At 61.8% G+C, this 15,830-nt stretch carries 12 protein-coding genes, 1 tRNA gene and 1 riboswitch; of the genes, 5 read left to right on the top strand and 8 right to left on the bottom strand.

The window, feature by feature from the left end; genetic code table 11:
- Positions 1-47 precede the first annotated feature (47 nt).
- A riboswitch (SAM riboswitch) is annotated at positions 48-125 on the bottom strand.
- A 132-nt stretch (positions 126-257) separates the two neighbouring features.
- Positions 258-1,352 (top strand): 2'-deoxycytidine 5'-triphosphate deaminase, encoded by a 1,095-nt coding sequence (locus QQK95_RS14000; RefSeq protein ID WP_284273303.1) that lies wholly within the window; start codon positions 258-260, stop codon positions 1,350-1,352.
- A 99-nt stretch (positions 1,353-1,451) separates the two neighbouring features.
- A complete protein-coding gene (locus QQK95_RS13995; protein WP_284273302.1) occupies positions 1,452-2,225 on the top strand; it encodes an ABC transporter substrate-binding protein in 774 nt (257 codons plus the stop codon).
- A 173-nt stretch (positions 2,226-2,398) separates the two neighbouring features.
- Here the strand turns inward: QQK95_RS13995 and araD1 are convergent, their stop codons facing one another.
- From araD1 to chvE, 4 genes are all read right to left on the bottom strand, one after another.
- On the bottom strand, positions 2,399-3,394 hold the full coding sequence (gene araD1 / locus QQK95_RS13990) for an AraD1 family protein (protein ID WP_284273328.1): 996 nt from the start codon (positions 3,392-3,394) through the stop codon (positions 2,399-2,401).
- A gap of 285 nt (positions 3,395-3,679) precedes the next feature.
- On the bottom strand, positions 3,680-4,966 hold the full coding sequence (gene mmsB / locus QQK95_RS13985; protein WP_284273300.1) for a multiple monosaccharide ABC transporter permease: 1,287 nt from the start codon (positions 4,964-4,966) through the stop codon (positions 3,680-3,682).
- Positions 4,963-6,495 (bottom strand): multiple monosaccharide ABC transporter ATP-binding protein, encoded by a 1,533-nt coding sequence (mmsA, locus tag QQK95_RS13980; protein WP_284273298.1) that lies wholly within the window; start codon positions 6,493-6,495, stop codon positions 4,963-4,965. The genes mmsB and mmsA overlap by 4 nt, the downstream gene beginning before the upstream one ends.
- A 185-nt stretch (positions 6,496-6,680) precedes the next feature.
- Positions 6,681-7,751, bottom strand: a complete 1,071-nt coding sequence (gene chvE, locus QQK95_RS13975; RefSeq protein ID WP_284273296.1) for a multiple monosaccharide ABC transporter substrate-binding protein — start codon at positions 7,749-7,751, stop codon at positions 6,681-6,683.
- Between the two features lie 313 nt (positions 7,752-8,064).
- Between chvE and QQK95_RS13970 the strand changes: the two genes are divergently transcribed.
- The 3 genes from QQK95_RS13970 (at position 8,065) to QQK95_RS13960 (ending at position 10,572) form a co-directional block, all read left to right on the top strand.
- The gene (locus QQK95_RS13970; RefSeq protein WP_284273295.1) at positions 8,065-9,054 is read left to right on the top strand and encodes a LysR family transcriptional regulator; all 990 of its coding nucleotides are present in this window, start codon (positions 8,065-8,067) and stop codon (positions 9,052-9,054) included.
- Positions 9,055-9,159: 105 nt separating this feature from the next.
- Complete coding sequence (locus QQK95_RS13965) at positions 9,160-9,501, top strand: protamine-2 (modular protein) (RefSeq protein WP_284273292.1); 342 nt, start codon at positions 9,160-9,162, stop codon at positions 9,499-9,501.
- Between the two features lie 306 nt (positions 9,502-9,807).
- Positions 9,808-10,572, top strand: a complete 765-nt coding sequence (locus QQK95_RS13960; protein ID WP_284273290.1) for a Stf0 family sulfotransferase — start codon at positions 9,808-9,810, stop codon at positions 10,570-10,572.
- Positions 10,573-10,685: 113 nt separating this feature from the next.
- On the opposite strand, the gene QQK95_RS13955 is transcribed toward QQK95_RS13960, so the two are convergent.
- The 4 genes from QQK95_RS13955 to QQK95_RS13940 form a co-directional block, all read right to left on the bottom strand.
- A tRNA-Gly gene (locus tag QQK95_RS13955) sits at positions 10,686-10,759 on the bottom strand.
- Between the two features lie 97 nt (positions 10,760-10,856).
- On the bottom strand, positions 10,857-12,743 hold the full coding sequence (locus QQK95_RS13950; protein WP_284273288.1) for an acyltransferase family protein: 1,887 nt from the start codon (positions 12,741-12,743) through the stop codon (positions 10,857-10,859).
- A 212-nt stretch (positions 12,744-12,955) separates the two neighbouring features.
- The gene (locus tag QQK95_RS13945; protein ID WP_284273285.1) at positions 12,956-14,449 is read right to left on the bottom strand and encodes a hypothetical protein; all 1,494 of its coding nucleotides are present in this window, start codon (positions 14,447-14,449) and stop codon (positions 12,956-12,958) included.
- Between the two features lie 289 nt (positions 14,450-14,738).
- Complete coding sequence (locus QQK95_RS13940) at positions 14,739-15,764, bottom strand: glycosyltransferase family 2 protein (protein ID WP_284273283.1); 1,026 nt, start codon at positions 15,762-15,764, stop codon at positions 14,739-14,741.
- Positions 15,765-15,830 lie beyond the last annotated feature (66 nt).

Genomic DNA, 15,830 nt, shown 5'->3' with positions numbered 1-15,830 from the left:
TCCAAACACAAAAAAACCGGCCGCGAAAGTCGCAACCGGTCCATACGGCCTCGCGGCCAACGGTCCTTTAGCGACTTGTTTAACGTGGCTGCAAGCCGACCGGCCAAATCACCACGGGATAACGACCCTTTAGACCCGTACCACGCTTGCGTCAATTGCCGGCTTCATTAAGAGGTTTGTACCAAGCAGGTTCCGCAAAAGTGTTCCACGGTTTTGCGGAACCTGCGGCAGGAAATCGTCTGGCCTAGGAGCGGAGCTTGCGGCAGACAGGCATTCTTCCCGATCAGGACATTGCAGCGCTGTTCCAGTCCGGCGCGCTGAAGACGCCGCGCGCGCTCGATGCCGACCAGATCCAGCCAGCCAGCCTCGATCTCAGGCTCGGCGACAAGGCTTGGCGGGTGCGGGCGTCCTTCCTGCCGGGTCCGGATCATAGGGTTGCCGACAAACTCGATCGGCTGAAGCTGCATGAGTTCAGCCTCGCCGACGGCGCGGTGCTGGAAACGGGCTGTGTCTACATCGTGCCGCTGCTGGAAAGCCTTGCGCTGCCTCCAGCCGTGTCCGCCTCGGCCAATCCGAAGAGTTCGACCGGGCGGCTCGACATCTTCACTCGGGTCATGACTGACCGTGGCCACGAGTTCGACAAGATCGCCGCCGGCTACAACGGTCCGCTCTACCTGGAAGTCAGCCCGCGCACCTTCCCGATCGTCGTGCGCACCGGTTCGCGCCTGTCGCAGATTCGCTTCCGTACCGGCAACGCGCTGCTCTCGGAAGCCGAATTGCATGAGTTGCATCGCGCGCAGATGCTGGTCGCCACAGAGCCACCAAATATTTCGGGCGGCGGCATCGCGCTGTCGATCGATCTCAAGGGCGACAGTGACGGGCTGGTCGGCTATCGCGGCAAGCATCACACCGGCCTCGTCGACGTCGACAAGCGTGCCGCGCAGGATGTGGTCGATTTCTGGGAACCGATCCGCAAAAGCGGCGCCGGCGAACTGGTGCTCGATCCCGACGAATTCTACATCCTCGTCAGCCAGGAGGCAGTGCATGTGCCGCCGCTCTATGCCGCCGAGATGACGCCCTTCGACCCGCTGGTCGGTGAATTCCGCGTCCATTATGCCGGCTTCTTCGATCCGGGCTTCGGCCATTCGGCGGCCGGCGGCACCGGCAGCCGGGCGGTGCTTGAAGTGCGCAGCCACGAAGTGCCGTTCATCCTCGACCATGGCCAGATCGTCGGCCGGCTGGTCTACGAGCACATGCTGAGGCGGCCGCAGGCGCTCTACGGCACCGATCTCGGCTCCAACTACCAGGCACAGGGCCTGAAGCTCTCCAAGCATTTCCGCGCCGCGCGCTGAACCCCGATTGCCGCAGGCAAGATACTTGCCTGTGCTGGCACACCATGCTTGGCTGGCTTATCGGCCGTCGAGATGGCGGCGCTCAAGGGGAACAACAAAATGCAGATCTCGAAGTGGATCCTGTCGGCGGCAGGCGCCGCCATGTTGGCGATGGCCGCCGGCTCTCTGTCGGCGCAGGCTGCCGAGAAACTGAAGATCGGCACCGAGGGCGCCTATCCGCCGTTCAACACCATCACCTCTGACGGCAAGGTTGTCGGCTTCGACATCGACATCGCCAACGCGCTGTGCGCGCAGATGAAGGTCGAGTGCGAGATCGTCACCCAGGACTGGGACGGCATCATCCCGGCCTTGCAGGCCAAGAAGTTCGACGCCATCATCGCCTCGATGAGCATCACCGAGGAGCGCAAGAAGCAGGTCGCCTTCACCAACAAATACTACACAACGCCACTCGCTCTGGTGGCGCCGAAGGACAGCGATCTGACCTCGGCCGACCCGGCGGCCCTTGCCGGCAAGACGGTCGGCGCCCAGGCTTCGACCACGCAGGCCGACTATGCCCAGAACACCTATGGCAAGGCAGGTGCAGAGGCAAAGCTCTATCCAACCCAGGAAGAGGCGATCACCGACCTGACCAATGGCCGGCTTGATGCCGTGATCTCGGACAAGTTCGTGCTGGTGGACTGGCTGAAGAAGGCAAGCGACGGCTGCTGCAAGCTGGTCGGCGACGTCAAGGGCACGGAAACACAAGCCGGCATCGCCGTGCGGCTCGACGACACCGCCCTGCGCGACAAGCTCAATGCGGCCATCGATGCGATCGTCGCCGACGGCACCTACAAGAAGATCCAGGCCAAGTATTTCGACTTCGATATTTATTGAGGTTGAAGAGCTCTTCCTTCTCCCCTGTGGGAGAAGGTGGCCTCGCGAACCGAGGTCTGACGAGGGGTGTTCCAGGGAACGCCAACGCCTCACTCTGTCACGCACCCCTTAACCGTCTCGGCGCTACGCGCCAATCCACCTTCTCCTACAGGGGAGAAGGAAGGGGCGCTGTCTCACAGCGCCTTCACCGCCACCTTCACCGGCTTTTCGATCTCGAGCGGGTTGCGCAGCGGCAGGCCGAAATCCCCGGCCTCGATCTCGAACACGTCGCCGGCTTCTGTCTTGACGCCGTCGGCGAAGGATAGTGTCGCCGTACCGAACATATGCACATGCACGTCGCCTGGCTGGCGGAACGCCGAATATTTGAAGTGATGGTGTTCGAGATTGGCGATGGTGTGCGACATGTTCGCTTCGCCCGACAGGAACGGCTTTTCCCACAGCGTCTTGCCGTCGCGCACGATGCGCGAGGTGCCGCGGATGTCGGAAGGCAGGTCGCCGATCAGGATCTCCGGACCGAACGAGGCGTTGCGCAGCTTGGAGTGGGCGAGGAAGAGATAGTTCACGCGCTCGGTCACGTGGTCGGAAAACTCATTCGACAGCGTGAAGCCGACGCGGAAGGGCGCGCCGTCATCGCCGATGACATAGATGCCGGCGATTTCGGGTTCCTCGCCGGCGTCCTTGGCGAAGGCCGGTGACAGGAGTGCCGCACCCGGCGCCACGGCCATCGTGCCGTTGCCCTTGTAGAACCATTCCGGCTGCACGCCGACCTGGCCCTTGGCGGGCTTGCCGCCCTCCAGCCCCATGCGGAACATCTTCATAGAATCGGTGAGTTGCTCCTCGCCATCGGTGCTGCTGAGCTTCTTGTGCATGGAATCGCGCGTCGCCGCCGAACCGAGATGCGTCAGCCCGGTGCCGGTGAGATGCAGATGCGCCGGATCGGGGTGATTGATCGGCGACAACAGCCGCCCCTTCTTGTAGGCGGCATCGAGATCGACCGTCTCGCCGAGCCCCTTGCGCTCGATCAGTGTGGCGAGGCCGACGCCGGTGCGGGCTGCCTCCATCGCCAGCGAGTAGACGCTGCGGGCGCCGTTGATGATCCGGGTCTTGCCGCCATTGCGGGCAACGACGCGGATGGTCTCGGCGTCATCGAGAATCTGCGAGATCAGCATGATCAATCCTCTCTCAAGTGCCTTGGCATGGCTGCCGCCGCGGCAAACCTTCCCAAGCGCGGCTGGGACGTCGCCCATGCCACGGGTGAAATTCTCCGTTCGGATTGCGCTCGCGGGGCCTGGTTCCTTAAGGGAACTTCTTCGTGCCGGTCGGTTGCCGGCAGCGCCGCGATGTGACCCGTATGCCTTCCTTGTTGCCTCGCCGGAGCGGTTTGGCCCGCTCCCGGTATTTTGTTTTTGCGCAATTCCAGACGGAAAACCGCGACTCCCTGGAATTGCCCCCTGTCAGGCCTTGTTCTTGTTGTAGACGTCGAAGATCACGGCGCCGAGCAGCACCAGGCCTTTGACCACCTGCTGCCAGTCGACATTGACGCCCATGATCGACATGCCGTTGTTCATGACGCCCATGATGAAGCCGCCGACCACGGCGCCGATGACCTGGCCGACTCCGCCCATTGCCGAGGCGCCGCCGATGAAGACGGCGGCGATGACGTCGAGCTCCGAGCCCAGACCGGCCGCCGGCACGGCCTGGCCGAGGCGAGCAGCGATGATCAGGCCGCCGAGTGCCGAAAGCACGCCCATATTGATGAACACCAGCAGCGTCAGCCGCTCGGTGTTGATGCCCGACAGCTGCGCCGCCTTGGGATTGCCGCCCATCGCGTAGATGCGGCGGCCGATGGTCATGCGCTTGGTGACGAAGACGAACAGCGAGATCAGCACGCCCATGACCAGCAGCACCACCGGCAGGCCCCTGTAGCTGGCGAACTCATAGACCAGGAACAGCGCCAGCGCGCTTGCGACCAGCGTCTTGACGACGAACAGGGGGAAGGGCTCGGCTTCATAGCCGTGGCGTTCGCGCTTGCGCCGTGTCCTCACCCCGAAATAGGCATAGGCCAGCACGGCGATCAGGCCGAGCACGATCGTAGTCATGTGCAGCGTCAGGCCGCTGCCCACGATGGTCTTGCCGGCGGCGTTCACGGTGGGCGCGATCAGCGTCAGCGGGCCGATAACGTCCGGGATGAAGCCGGAGCTCAGCGCCTTGAAGCCGTCCGGGAGGGGGCCCACCGAGGAGCCGCCGCCCAGCAGTGCCTGGCAGATGCCGCGGAAGATCAGCATGCCGGCCAGTGTCACGATAAAGCTCGGTATCCGGTGATAGGCGATCCAATAGCCTTGCGCCGCACCGATGAGGCCGCCCACGATCAGGCAGACGATCGAAACCACCAGCGGATTGCTGAGCGGTCCGAGCTGCCAGATGACCATCATGTTCGCCGCCAGCGCGCCGATGAAACCGGCGACCGAGCCGACGCTGAGGTCGATATAGCCGGAAACGATGACCAGCAGCATGCCCAGCGCCATCACGATGATGAACGAGTTCTGCTGCACCAGATTGCTGAGGTTGACCGGCTTGAACAGCGTTCCCGACGTGGTGAACTGGAAGAACAGCATGATGACGATCAGCGCGATGATGAGACCGTATTCGCGCAGGTTGGTCGTCAGCGCCGAGACGGCAATGCGTGGACGCTGTTCCTCGGCGATGTTGCCCTGCGGGGCGGGGGCGCTGTCGGTGCTCATGCTGCTTTTCCTTCTCCGCGAACGATGGCGCGCATTATCTTTTCCTGGCTTGCGTCCGCCGCGGGCATTTCGCCGACGATGCGGCCTTCGTTCATGACGTAGATGCGGTCGGTAATGCCGAGCAATTCCGGCATTTCCGACGAAATGACCACGATCGCCTTACCCTCCGAGGCAAGGCGCGCGATGATCGTGTAGATTTCGTACTTGGCGCCGACATCGATGCCGCGCGTCGGCTCGTCGAGGATCAGCAAATCCGGATCGGCGAACAGCCATTTCGACAACACCACCTTCTGCTGGTTGCCGCCGGAAAGATTGCCCGTCATCTGATAGACGCTCGAAGCACGGATATTGGTCTTCTTGCGATAATCATTGGCAACGGCGAGTTCGCGCAAATCGTCGATCACGCTGTGACGCGACACGCCGCCGAGATTGGCAAGCGTGATGTTGTGCTTGATGTGGTCGATCAGGTTGAGACCGTAGGTCTTGCGGTCCTCGGTCACATAGGCGATGCCGTGTTCGACCGCCTTGCTCACGGACGAGACATCGATCGGTTTGCCTTTGAGCAGCACCTCGCCCGTGATGCGACGGCCATAGGAACGGCCGAACAGGCTCATGGCGAATTCGGTGCGGCCGGCGCCCATCAGCCCGGCTATGCCGACCACCTCGCCCTTGCGCACATTGATGTCGATGCCCTTGATCACCTGCCGCTCGGCATGGATCGGGTGATAGACCGACCAGTTCTTCACTTCGAAGACGACCTCGCCGATCTTTGGTTCGCGCGGCGGATAGCGGTCGTCGAGCGAGCGGCCGACCATCGAGGTGATGATGCGGTCCTCGGAAATGTCCTTCCTGGCCAGCGTCTCGATGGTGCGACCGTCACGGATGACGGTAACCTTGTCGGCGACCCGATTCACTTCGTTGAGCTTGTGCGAGATCAGGATCGAGGTCATGCCTTGCCGCTTGAACTCGAGCAAGAGGTCGAGCAGCGCCTGGCTGTCCTTTTCGCTGAGCGACGCGGTCGGCTCGTCGAGGATCAGCAGCTTGACTTCCTTGCTCAGCGCCTTGGCGATCTCGACCAGCTGCTGCTTGCCGACGCCGATATTGGTGATCAGTGTCTTGGGGTCTTCCTTGAGCCCCACCTTCTTCAACAGCGCGCTGGTGCGCGCCTCGTTGGCGTCCCAGTCGATCACACCATATTTGGCGTGTTCGTTGCCGAGGAAGATGTTTTCGGCAATCGACAGCATCGGCACCAGCGCAAGCTCCTGGTGGATGATGACGATGCCCTTGTGCTCGCTGTCATGGATGCCCTTGAACTGGCATTCCTGGCCTTGAAAGATGATCTGGCCGTCATAGGTGCCCGCGGGATAGACACCCGACAGCACCTTCATCAGCGTCGACTTGCCGGCGCCGTTCTCGCCGACCACGGCGTGGATTTCGCCTTCCTCGACACTGAGGTTGACATTCGACAGCGCCTTCACGCCGGGAAACGTCTTGGTGATGTCGCGCATCTCCAAAATCGTCGAGGTCATCGGGGCAAGCTCCTAGACTTTCTTGTTTTTACGCAATTCCCAGGGGAAAGCGCTACGCTTTTTCCCGGGAAAACCGCTGCGCACTTTTCCTGGAATTGCTCTAGGCCGGCAGTAACAATACCGGGGTCGCTTGTGAACGAAAAGGGGCCCTGCGTCGCGCAGGACCCCCAACTTTATAACAGAGATTACTTCAGGTCTTCGGCCTTGATGTAGCCGGAGTCGACGACCAGCTTCTGGTAGTTCGACTTGTCGACCTCATGCGGCGTCAGCAGGATCGAGGGAACGACCTTGACGTCGTTGTTGTAGGTCTTGGTGTCGAGGCCATCCGGCTTGCCGCCCGAGAGCACCTTGTCGACCAGTTGGACGGTCGACTTGGCCAGTTCGCGTGTGTCCTTGAACACGGTCGAATACTGCTCGCCCGAGATGATCAGCTTGACCGAGGCGGTCTCGGCGTCCTGGCCGGTCACAACAGGCCAGGGCTGAGCAGCCGTGCCGTAGCCCACGGCGCGCAGCGAGGCGGTGATGCCGCGCGACAGGCCGTCATACGGCGACAGAACGCCATCGACGCGGCTGCCGTCCGAGTAGTTGGCCGACAGCAGGTTGTCCATGCGGGCCTGGGCGGTTGCCGCCAGCCAGCGCAGCGTGCCGACCTTGTCCATGCCCATCTGGCCGGACTTGATCTTGATCGAACCGTCGTCGATCAAAGGCTGCAGGACGGAAATCGCGCCGTTGTAGAAGAAGAAGGCGTTGTTGTCGTCCGGCGAGCCGCCGAACAGTTCAACGTTCCACGGCTTGGTGTTCGGGAAGCGCTCCTTGAGGCCCTTGACCAGCGAATTCGCCTGGATCACGCCGACGCCGAAATTGTCGAAGGTGGTGTAGTAGTCGACATTGGCGGTCTTCTTGATCAGTCGGTCATAGGCGACGACGACGACGCCCGCGTCAGCGGCCTTCTGCAGCGCATCCGACAGCGTGGTGCCGTCGATCGAGGCGATGATCAGCGCCTTCGGGCCCTTGGTGATTTCGTTTTCCAGCTGGCTGAGCTGGTTGGGGATGTCGTCCTGCGCATACTGCAGGTCGACGGTGTAGCCGAGAGCCTCGAGCTGGGACTTGACGGCGTCGCCGTCATTGATCCAGCGCTGCGAAGTCTTGGTCGGCATCAGCACGCCGACGAGACCCTTGTCGGCGGCGTGCGCCGAGTAGGTCATGGCAGCGATGCCAAGCGCCGCGACTGCGGCCAGTGTCTTGATGATTTTCACGTAACTCTCCCTGGTTGATGGACGCAGCACCCCGGGGGTCGCGGGCCGCGCAATCGTGCAGAAGCGCCAAGGCACTGCTGCCGTCATATCGATCTCCGGTATCCTCCCATGGTCCCGAGCCGCTGATTTCAATCGATACGATTTTTATCGTCGGCGACCGTTGCGTCTCGGAACGCGCTGACGTTGCCGCCCTTTTGCCATAACTGTCAAATGCGATCTTTGATGGTTGCTATACCGCAAGTGATATATGTTATGGCGCGTGACGGGTTGCCGGCAAATGCCGGCGGGCTGCGAGCGAAGGTAGGGAAAAACCATGGCGGCGTTGCGGAATCCTGCTGCGGGTTCAAATGGTTACAACGAGACCCCAGGCGATGGCGAAACCCTGCTGCGCAGCGGTCTCAGCCTGCGTCATATGCGCATGATCGTCGCGCTCGACGATCATGGCCGGGTGAGTGCTGCGGCGCAGGTCATGAACATTTCGCAGCCGGCGGCATCGCGCATGATTGCCGAGATGGAGGCGGTGCTCGAGGTCAAGCTGTGCGAGAGGCTGCCGCGCGGCATCACGCTGACGCCTTACGGCAAGGCGCTGGCCAGGCGTGCGCGTTCGATCCTGCTGGAGATGCGCGAGGTCGATCGCGAGATTTCCGAGCTCAAGGCGGGCAAGGGCGGTTCCGTGTTTCTTGGCGCGGTGACGGCGCCGGCGATCGAACTGGCGGTGCCGGCGATCCGCGAAATCCGCCGCATCTATCCGCGCATCGAGATCACCATGCAGGTCGAGACCTCGAATGTGCTGGCGCGCGAACTGATCGCCACGCGCCATGATTTCATCATTGCGCGCATCCCCGACGATCTCAATCCGCGGCTGTTCGAATCGCGTGTCATCGGCGTCGAGAAAGCCTGTCTGATCGTGCGTCGTGGCCACCCGCTGACCAGGGGCAGCGTGGTGCGGCTGGAAGACACGGCCGCCTATGACTGGGTCTTCCAGTCGGGCGGCTCGCCCTTGCGCCAGGCAATGGAGAGCAATTTCCTCAACCGCAACATCGCGCTGCCGGACCGGATACTCAACACCAGTTCGCTGCTCCTGACACTGGTCATGGTCGCGCAGTCCGACGCCATCGCACCGGTCTCGGTGCAGGTGGCGAAATTCATCCAGAATCCCGACGGACTCGCCGGCGCCATCGATGTCGTCCAGACCGAATTCGACATCGAGGTCAGGCCCTACAGCCTGATCACGGTCAGGAATCGCGCGCTTTCGCCGGCCGCCAAGATGCTGCACGATTTCATCCTGCGCGAAGTGGGGTGATGGAACAACAAGTGCAGTGGCGCGTTCAGGCCAAACGGCATGCTCGCTGGAGCCCGTTTTGGGCGAGGGGACGAGGTGCCGATGTCAACAACTCGGGAGGTTTTGATGGAACGTCGGTTGTTTCTCACAGGAATGCTGGGCGTTGCCGGGGCCGTGGCGTTTGCGGGCGTAGCCGGGCCTAGCCGCGCGGTTGCCGGTATTCCTCAGGGCAACGGAATTCTCGATGAACTGGACAAGCCGGATCCGGCTGTCTTCGAAGGCGATGGCGACGTCGAAGTGGAAAAGGTCTCCCACCGTCGTTGGCACCATCGCTACTACGGAGATCGCTATTACGGAGGGAGACGGCGGCGCCGCGGTTGGAGACGGGTTTGCCGTCGATACTGGCGCCATGGCCGCCGTCATGTGCGTTGCTGGCGCGAGCGGGTATGGCTCGGAGTCTGGCTGTGACGAACCGTTGACGAACAGTCCGGCCACCGCCGCGTGGCCGGTGTCGTCGCTGCGCGACTGTGCAGAGGGGAAGCTTGTATCTTCCAATAGGTGCCAGATTGGCATCGATCACCCAACGCGCTGAAATTGGATGGCCTGCCTGGCCTAAGATCGACCCCTTTTGGCATAAGTTCGAATTGACGGAATCACATTAGACGATTCTAATGGAATTCTAGACAGAGGTATGATCATGGCGTGGGGCCATCAACCAGAACCCTATCTTGTAGCACCGGTTAATCGTCCACAGACCAAGAGCAATCGGCACGCATGAAAGGTGTGGCGATCCTCACCGAAGCCCGCAGTGGCTCCGAATGGCTTGGCAGTCTGGCAAACAGCACCGGAACGCTGGGTCAGTCGGCTGAATGGCTCGATACGGACACGTTGGGCTTCAAGCCGAAATCCTTCGACGAACTCCTGTCTGGGGTGATCGAACGCGGCAGGACAGAAAATGGCAGGTTTGCCGTCAAGCTGTTTCCACGGCACCTCGACTGGTCGCAGGCGAAATATGGGACTGACTTCCTCGCCGAATGCGTCCGGCGCCATGCCATGGGTTTGATCTTGCTGGAGCGACGGGACCGACTTCGCCAGGCTATCTCCTATTGCCGGGCGAAGGCGTCAGGTCGTTGGAGGAGCACGATGGACGTCGCGGATAGGGTCGTCCCGCAATATGACTTCGCCGGTATCTGCCAGGCCTACTTCCTGATCGGGCAGAGCTATGCCTTCTGGGAGGCCTATCTGCGCATGTCCGGCCTGCCTTACGACCATTTGTTTTATGAAGATCTCGTGGACGATCCTCGTCCTTATATCGCATCGGTGGCCCGGCAGCTGTCGGTTGAAATGCCCAGCGGAGAATTCAGGACGAATTTGCGGGTGCAGCGGGACACCCGCACCGAAGAGTGGGCCGAGCGGTTCCAGAGCGACGCCAGGTCCAGGGACCTGCTCGCGCATCTCCCCAAGAAGGTGGCGCCGCGAAACATCAACAACCTCGCCCGTTTCCTCCTCAAGAGGCAGATGCGCATTGGCCAGGCATAGATTTTGCTGCATTGGCAGGATTCGGCGCAAAGGCGCCGGAAAGCTGCAAAACTGCCTGTAAAACTGTCAGGTGAGGGTTTTCTAAAATCAGGCTCTAACCCTTGGGCGCGAGCTGGAGCGGGTAGCGGGAATCGAACCCGCGCGTTCAGCTTGGGAAGCTGACAGGCTACCATTACATCATACCCGCGCGTGCCCTCGTTACCATGAGGTTCGGCCTTCGGGCAATCGCAAAGCGATCCCCCGAACAAACGCTTTCGCGCCTCTCTCGGCGTTGGCCGCGATTCCTATTTTGCCTTGGCGACTTTGTTGCTGGCGGCAAAGCTTGGCCAGTATTTCGAGATGGCGAGCGTCGCGCCGGCGGACGAGAAATGACCGTAGTCGAAGTAGAGGAACTGCCTGGTGCCGGCGTCGGCATAGGAGCAGCCGGCCGCGTCGCACAGATAGGCCAGCGGGTCGATGAAATCAGCCCCTTTGACGAATGGCAGCACCTGCTTGTTGATGTCCGGATCCATGGCCATCGGCCAGGATGTGTTCGCGACGTGCTCCCGTCTTGCGAAGAAAGCGATTTTCTGGACGTCGGCGATGAATTCCGGAGACTGGCCGATGACATAGACCTTGACGCCCATGTCGTGCAGCCGGTCGACCGTCTTCTGCAGGCCGTCGAAGCCCCTTGCCTGGTAGTCGGTCCATCTGCCGCTCAGGATCACCGCCTGGACGTTGGCATCGCGAATGATCGACAGCGCCCGTTCGTTGAAGCGCGTGCAGGCCGGCCGCGCATAGGAGAAGTAGCTCAGATTGGGCGGGCAGCCGGCATAGGTGTACTGGATGACGTTGGCTTGGATTTTCTGCGCATTGGCCTCCAGCCCCGACACGTAGTGCGCGGCGAAGGAATCGCCCCACAGCAGCACATTGGTGGCAAAGCCATGCGTTCGGGTGCAGTCGGCGAGGTTCCAGTTCTCGATCCGGCTCGCGCCCTCGTTGAAACAGACGCCGTTGCGCCAGTCACCCACCACGACCCGTTCCGTCGAGAAGTCCGGGAACCGTTGCGGAAAACCCTTGCCCAGCGCACCGGCCAAGCCGCCGACGCACAGCAGGGCGATCGCCGTCGCTGAGAAGGCGAAGATGGGCATTGGGGCGGTGAAGGCCCGCTTCTGGCGGAAGGGCTGCTCGACATATTTCCACGAGAACGTCGCCAGCGCGACGCTGGCCACGATCATCGCCACGATCGTCGGTACGCCGATGGCCTTGAGCGAGAGATAGTGGACGAACGAATTGATCGGCCAGTGAACGAGGTAGAGCGAATAGGAGATAAGGCCGATCCAAACCAGCGGTGTGAGCTGCAGCACCTGCGTGGCGACAGGGACCGGCCTGTCCGCATGGGGCTGGCCCGCATAGATGAGCAGCGCCGTTCCGATGCATGGAAACAGGGCATTGTAGCCCGGAAACGGGTCACTTTCCGAAATCGTCAGAAAGCCGAAGGCAATCAGGCCAAATCCGGCCAGCCCGATCAGTTCAGTCAGCGGACGGGAGGCAAGCGCCGGCGGCTTTCTCAACATCAGCATGGCGCCCAGCGCCAGTTCCCAGATGCGCGTCGGCAAGAGGTAGAAGCCGGCGGTCGGCGCCAGCGTGGTTGCCATGACCGCCAGGGCAAAACTGCCTACGGCAATCGGCAGCAATATCGTCAGCCAGCGCTTCGACGCGTATCGGTAGATCAGGTACACGAGGACCGGCGCGAAGATATAATACTGCTCCTCGACCGAAAGCGACCATGTGTGCAGCAGCGGCCGCAGTTCCGCGTCGATGGAGAAATAATTGGTCGTTTTCCAGAAATAGATGTTCGACCAGAAGGTCGAGGCCGCGATCACGCTGAGGCTGTACTCGTGGAGATCCGACGGCAGGAGGATGAACCAGGCGGCGATGCTGGCGAGCAAGATGACGAAAGTCAGCGCCGGCAGGATGCGCCGCGCGCGGCGCCAGTAGAAGCGGCCGATCGAGAACTGGCCGCGCTCCAGATCGTCGAGCAGGCTGCCGCTGATCAGATAGCCCGATATGACGAAGAAGATATCGACACCGGTGAAGCCGCCGGGAATGGCCGATACGCCAAAATGGAAGAGCACGACGGGCAGCACCGCAACGGCCCGCAGACCATCAATGTCACGCCTGTAGTTCATTCGGCGGGTCCATACGCCGTGGCCCGTGGCAGCCGTGCGGCGGAACCTGGCATGCTCCTCATGCGGCGTGTCCCCGTCGTTCGAAAAATCGTGGCTCGTGGGCTTCACGGACTGTGCTCTGCAACACAAGTTTGCTGCACTGCAACATCCATGTCAAGGCGGATGCCAGTGCTTCGAACGCTGACGAAACCGGTTTCGAACGGCGGCTGTAGTCAGGCGCCGGGAGGCAGATAGATCACGGCGTCGTCGTCCGCATAGGCTCGCTTCCAGCCCAACTCCGCGAAGAAGGGGATGCGGGTATCGTCTGATGTAAGGAGTGCCCAGCCGATGGCGTATTTCTTCAGCTGGGCCTCGAGCAGCGGTTTTCCGTCGCTGTGTCCCGTCGCGTCGTCGGCTGTCGTGAAGCCGTCCAGGAACAACTGGTCCGTCCTGCCATCGACGTAGGTCTTGATGCCGTGGAAAATCAGCGTGCCGCCGAAATTATAGGAATTCAGCACGTTGCCGGAAAGCTGGTGATCCTTTGCGTATGCGAGGGCGCCCCTGGCCGCTGTCTTCGGGCTCGGCGCAACCTGGTAGGCACTGCCGAGGATGACGACCGCACCGACCAGCAGGACGGCCATTGCGCCGCAGATCGCGTAAAACCGGCTGGCGAAGAGTCTTTCCAGTCCGTCACGCTTTTCCGCCAGCCAGGCCGCGGTAGAGAGCGAAGGATATTGCAGCGCGACCTCGACCGCTGTCACCAAGGGGATCAGCAGGAAGGGCAGATATACAAACCGGAGATGGGCGAGATAGACATGCAAGGCGAAGACGGTGAACACCGCCTTGGCCCAGCCGATCCGCAGCCTCGATACCAAAAGTCCGAAAAGCGCCAACAGCATCACAGCTTCCTGGAAAATCTGTTCCTGCGCGTTGAACGCCCGCCACTCCAGGATGAGTGGCACCGCCTCGTTGCCATAGGCCACGGTGAACGTCGCCAGGATGGCTTTCACCCCATAGGGATGCATCAGGCTGACCAGCGGGCAGAGCAGGCCAAAAGCAACCCATTTTGCCAGAAGGGCGGGTTTCGACAGGCCCGAGCGTGCCAGGAGATCGAGCCCGGCAAAGGCAGCGATGATGAAGCTCAGGGTGAACGTGGCATGAAGGTTGGCCCACAAGACCACAAGCACCAGCAGCCACAGGGGCGGCGCTCTCTCTTCCTGGGCGGCGCGAAACAGCATTGCCGTCCAGACGACGATGATCGGCAAGGTGAAGACGTGTGGGCGTGCCGTATAGATCGGGGCGATCAGCAAAGCCGCGGCGAAGGCCAGCGCTATCGCCAGTGTCGGCTTCAGCCATGCGCTGAGGAACCATCCCGTCAGGAAGACCGTCAGGCTGATCGTGGCGATGATCAGTGTGACGACGCCATTCCAGCCGCCGGCACGGTAAGCGAGGGCCAGAAAGACCTGCCCCAGCCATTCCTTGGCGATCCAAGGCTGACCGGCGAACGTATAGGAATAGGGGTCGACGACGGGAAACGTCCGGTTTTCCAGAAAGTCCAGTCCGACCTTCACTTGCCACCAACTGTCGGGATCCTGAAGCATCGCGCTGGCCAGGGTGGCAAGCAGATAGGCCACCAGGCAGGCGCACAGAAGACAGAGTATCAGCCTGATTCGTTGCGCGTCCCCGAGCGACGGCCTAGCCGCCGCAATTGCTGTGGCGTGGTTCATGTCGCGGCTCCGGGTGACGGCGTCGGCGCCACGATTCCTGTGGCCTGCGTTCTTCGTGTCGCGGCTCTAGGCCATTTCGCATTTGTTGGGGTGAGACCCGCGGCGAAGCCAGTCGCATTGGAAACGATATCGCTAAGGCCTAGAGCCAGCCCGGCCTGGATCAGCGTATAGCCGAGCGCCGTGTTGATAAGCCCGACGGCGCCAAAGCGCAGGATCCGCGAGAGATCAGACGGAAGAGCCGACCGCATCCTGCCCATGCCGTTCCCGTTGCATCCGCTCGCCCTTCGCCTCAGCCACGCGCGGCTCTTTTCGCCATCTCCTGCAGGCGATGGACGGGCAGGTCGCCGTCCTTGGCGGGCTGGTCGCGCGAAACGATCTCGTTGACGAAGTAGAGCGGCCGCCGCTTCGTCTCCATGTACATGCGGCCCAGATACTCGCCGAAAATGCCGAGTACCAGAAGCTGGACGCTGCCCAGGATCAGCATGATCGCCGCAAGGCTCGTCCAGCCGGGCACCACGTTGCCCCTGGACCATTCGAGCAGCGTATAGCCGAGCACGACCAGGCCGAGCAGGCCGAACATCATCCCCAGCATCGAGGCAAACCGCAGCGGCACGATCGAAAAGCTGGTCATCGCGTCGACCGCCAGAAGAACCATCTTCTTCAGCGGATAGTGGGTGGTGCCGGCAAAGCGCCGGTGCCTTTCATAAGGGAAGGCGACCTGCCTCAGGCCGATCCAGCTCACCATGCCGCGAATGAACCTGTAACGTTCGGGCATCGCGTTCAGATGGTCGAGTGCCCGGCGGCTCATCAGCCGGAAGTCTCCGGAGTCCGGTGCGATCTCGACATCGACCATCCGGCCGAGCAGGCGGTAGAACATCGAGGCGGAAGCGAGCTTGAACCAGCTTTCGCCGTCGCGCTTCACCCTCTGGCCGTAGACGACATCGAAGCCTTCATCCATCTTCGCCATCATCGCGCCGAGCAGTTCGGGCGGATCCTGGAGGTCGGCGTCGAGAATGAGGATGCGCTCGCCGCGGCAGAACTCCAGCCCTGCGCTCAAGGCGATCTGGTGGCCGTAATTGCGGGCGAGGTCGATGGCGACCACATGGTCGTCCTTTTTGGCCAGTTCGAGAATGGCCTCGCGGGTGCCGTCGGTCGCCCCATCGATGACAAGCACGATCTCGTAGGAACGGCTTTGCTCAAGACACACGGCGCTGACGCGCCGGTGAAGCTCGGCCACGCCGTCGCGCTCGTTGTAGCATGGCACGACGACCGACAGCGTGACCGCGCGGTGCGCGCCGATTTTTCCCGTTCCCACCAAAGCCTGGCTCCCGCTCTTGGAATGGCAATAGCGGCAATTGGTTAGAAAACAGATAAGCCGGGG

The sequence above is a fragment of the Mesorhizobium huakuii genome (genome assembly GCF_030160235.1).
GTDB lineage: Bacteria > Pseudomonadota > Alphaproteobacteria > Rhizobiales > Rhizobiaceae > Mesorhizobium > Mesorhizobium huakuii.
The sequence above is the reverse complement of the archived record's forward strand: the minus strand, read 5'-3'. Positions and strand labels throughout refer to the sequence as shown.

Bases quoted from the DNA above. Each gene is read 5' to 3' on its own strand.
- QQK95_RS13995 (WP_284273302.1), top strand. From the start codon at position 1,452: ATGCAGATCTCGAAGTGGATCCTGTCGGCGGCAGGCGCCGCCATGTTG.
- araD1 (WP_284273328.1), bottom strand. From the start codon at position 3,394: ATGCTGATCTCGCAGATTCTCGATGACGCCGAGACCATCCGCGTCGTT.
- mmsB (WP_284273300.1), bottom strand. From the start codon at position 4,966: ATGAGCACCGACAGCGCCCCCGCCCCGCAGGGCAACATCGCCGAGGAA.
- mmsA (WP_284273298.1), bottom strand. From the start codon at position 6,495: ATGACCTCGACGATTTTGGAGATGCGCGACATCACCAAGACGTTTCCC.
- QQK95_RS13970 (WP_284273295.1), top strand. From the start codon at position 8,065: ATGGCGGCGTTGCGGAATCCTGCTGCGGGTTCAAATGGTTACAACGAG.
- QQK95_RS13965 (WP_284273292.1), top strand. From the start codon at position 9,160: ATGGAACGTCGGTTGTTTCTCACAGGAATGCTGGGCGTTGCCGGGGCC.
- QQK95_RS13960 (WP_284273290.1), top strand. From the start codon at position 9,808: ATGAAAGGTGTGGCGATCCTCACCGAAGCCCGCAGTGGCTCCGAATGG.
- QQK95_RS13950 (WP_284273288.1), bottom strand. From the start codon at position 12,743: ATGAACTACAGGCGTGACATTGATGGTCTGCGGGCCGTTGCGGTGCTG.
- QQK95_RS13945 (WP_284273285.1), bottom strand. From the start codon at position 14,449: ATGAACCACGCCACAGCAATTGCGGCGGCTAGGCCGTCGCTCGGGGAC.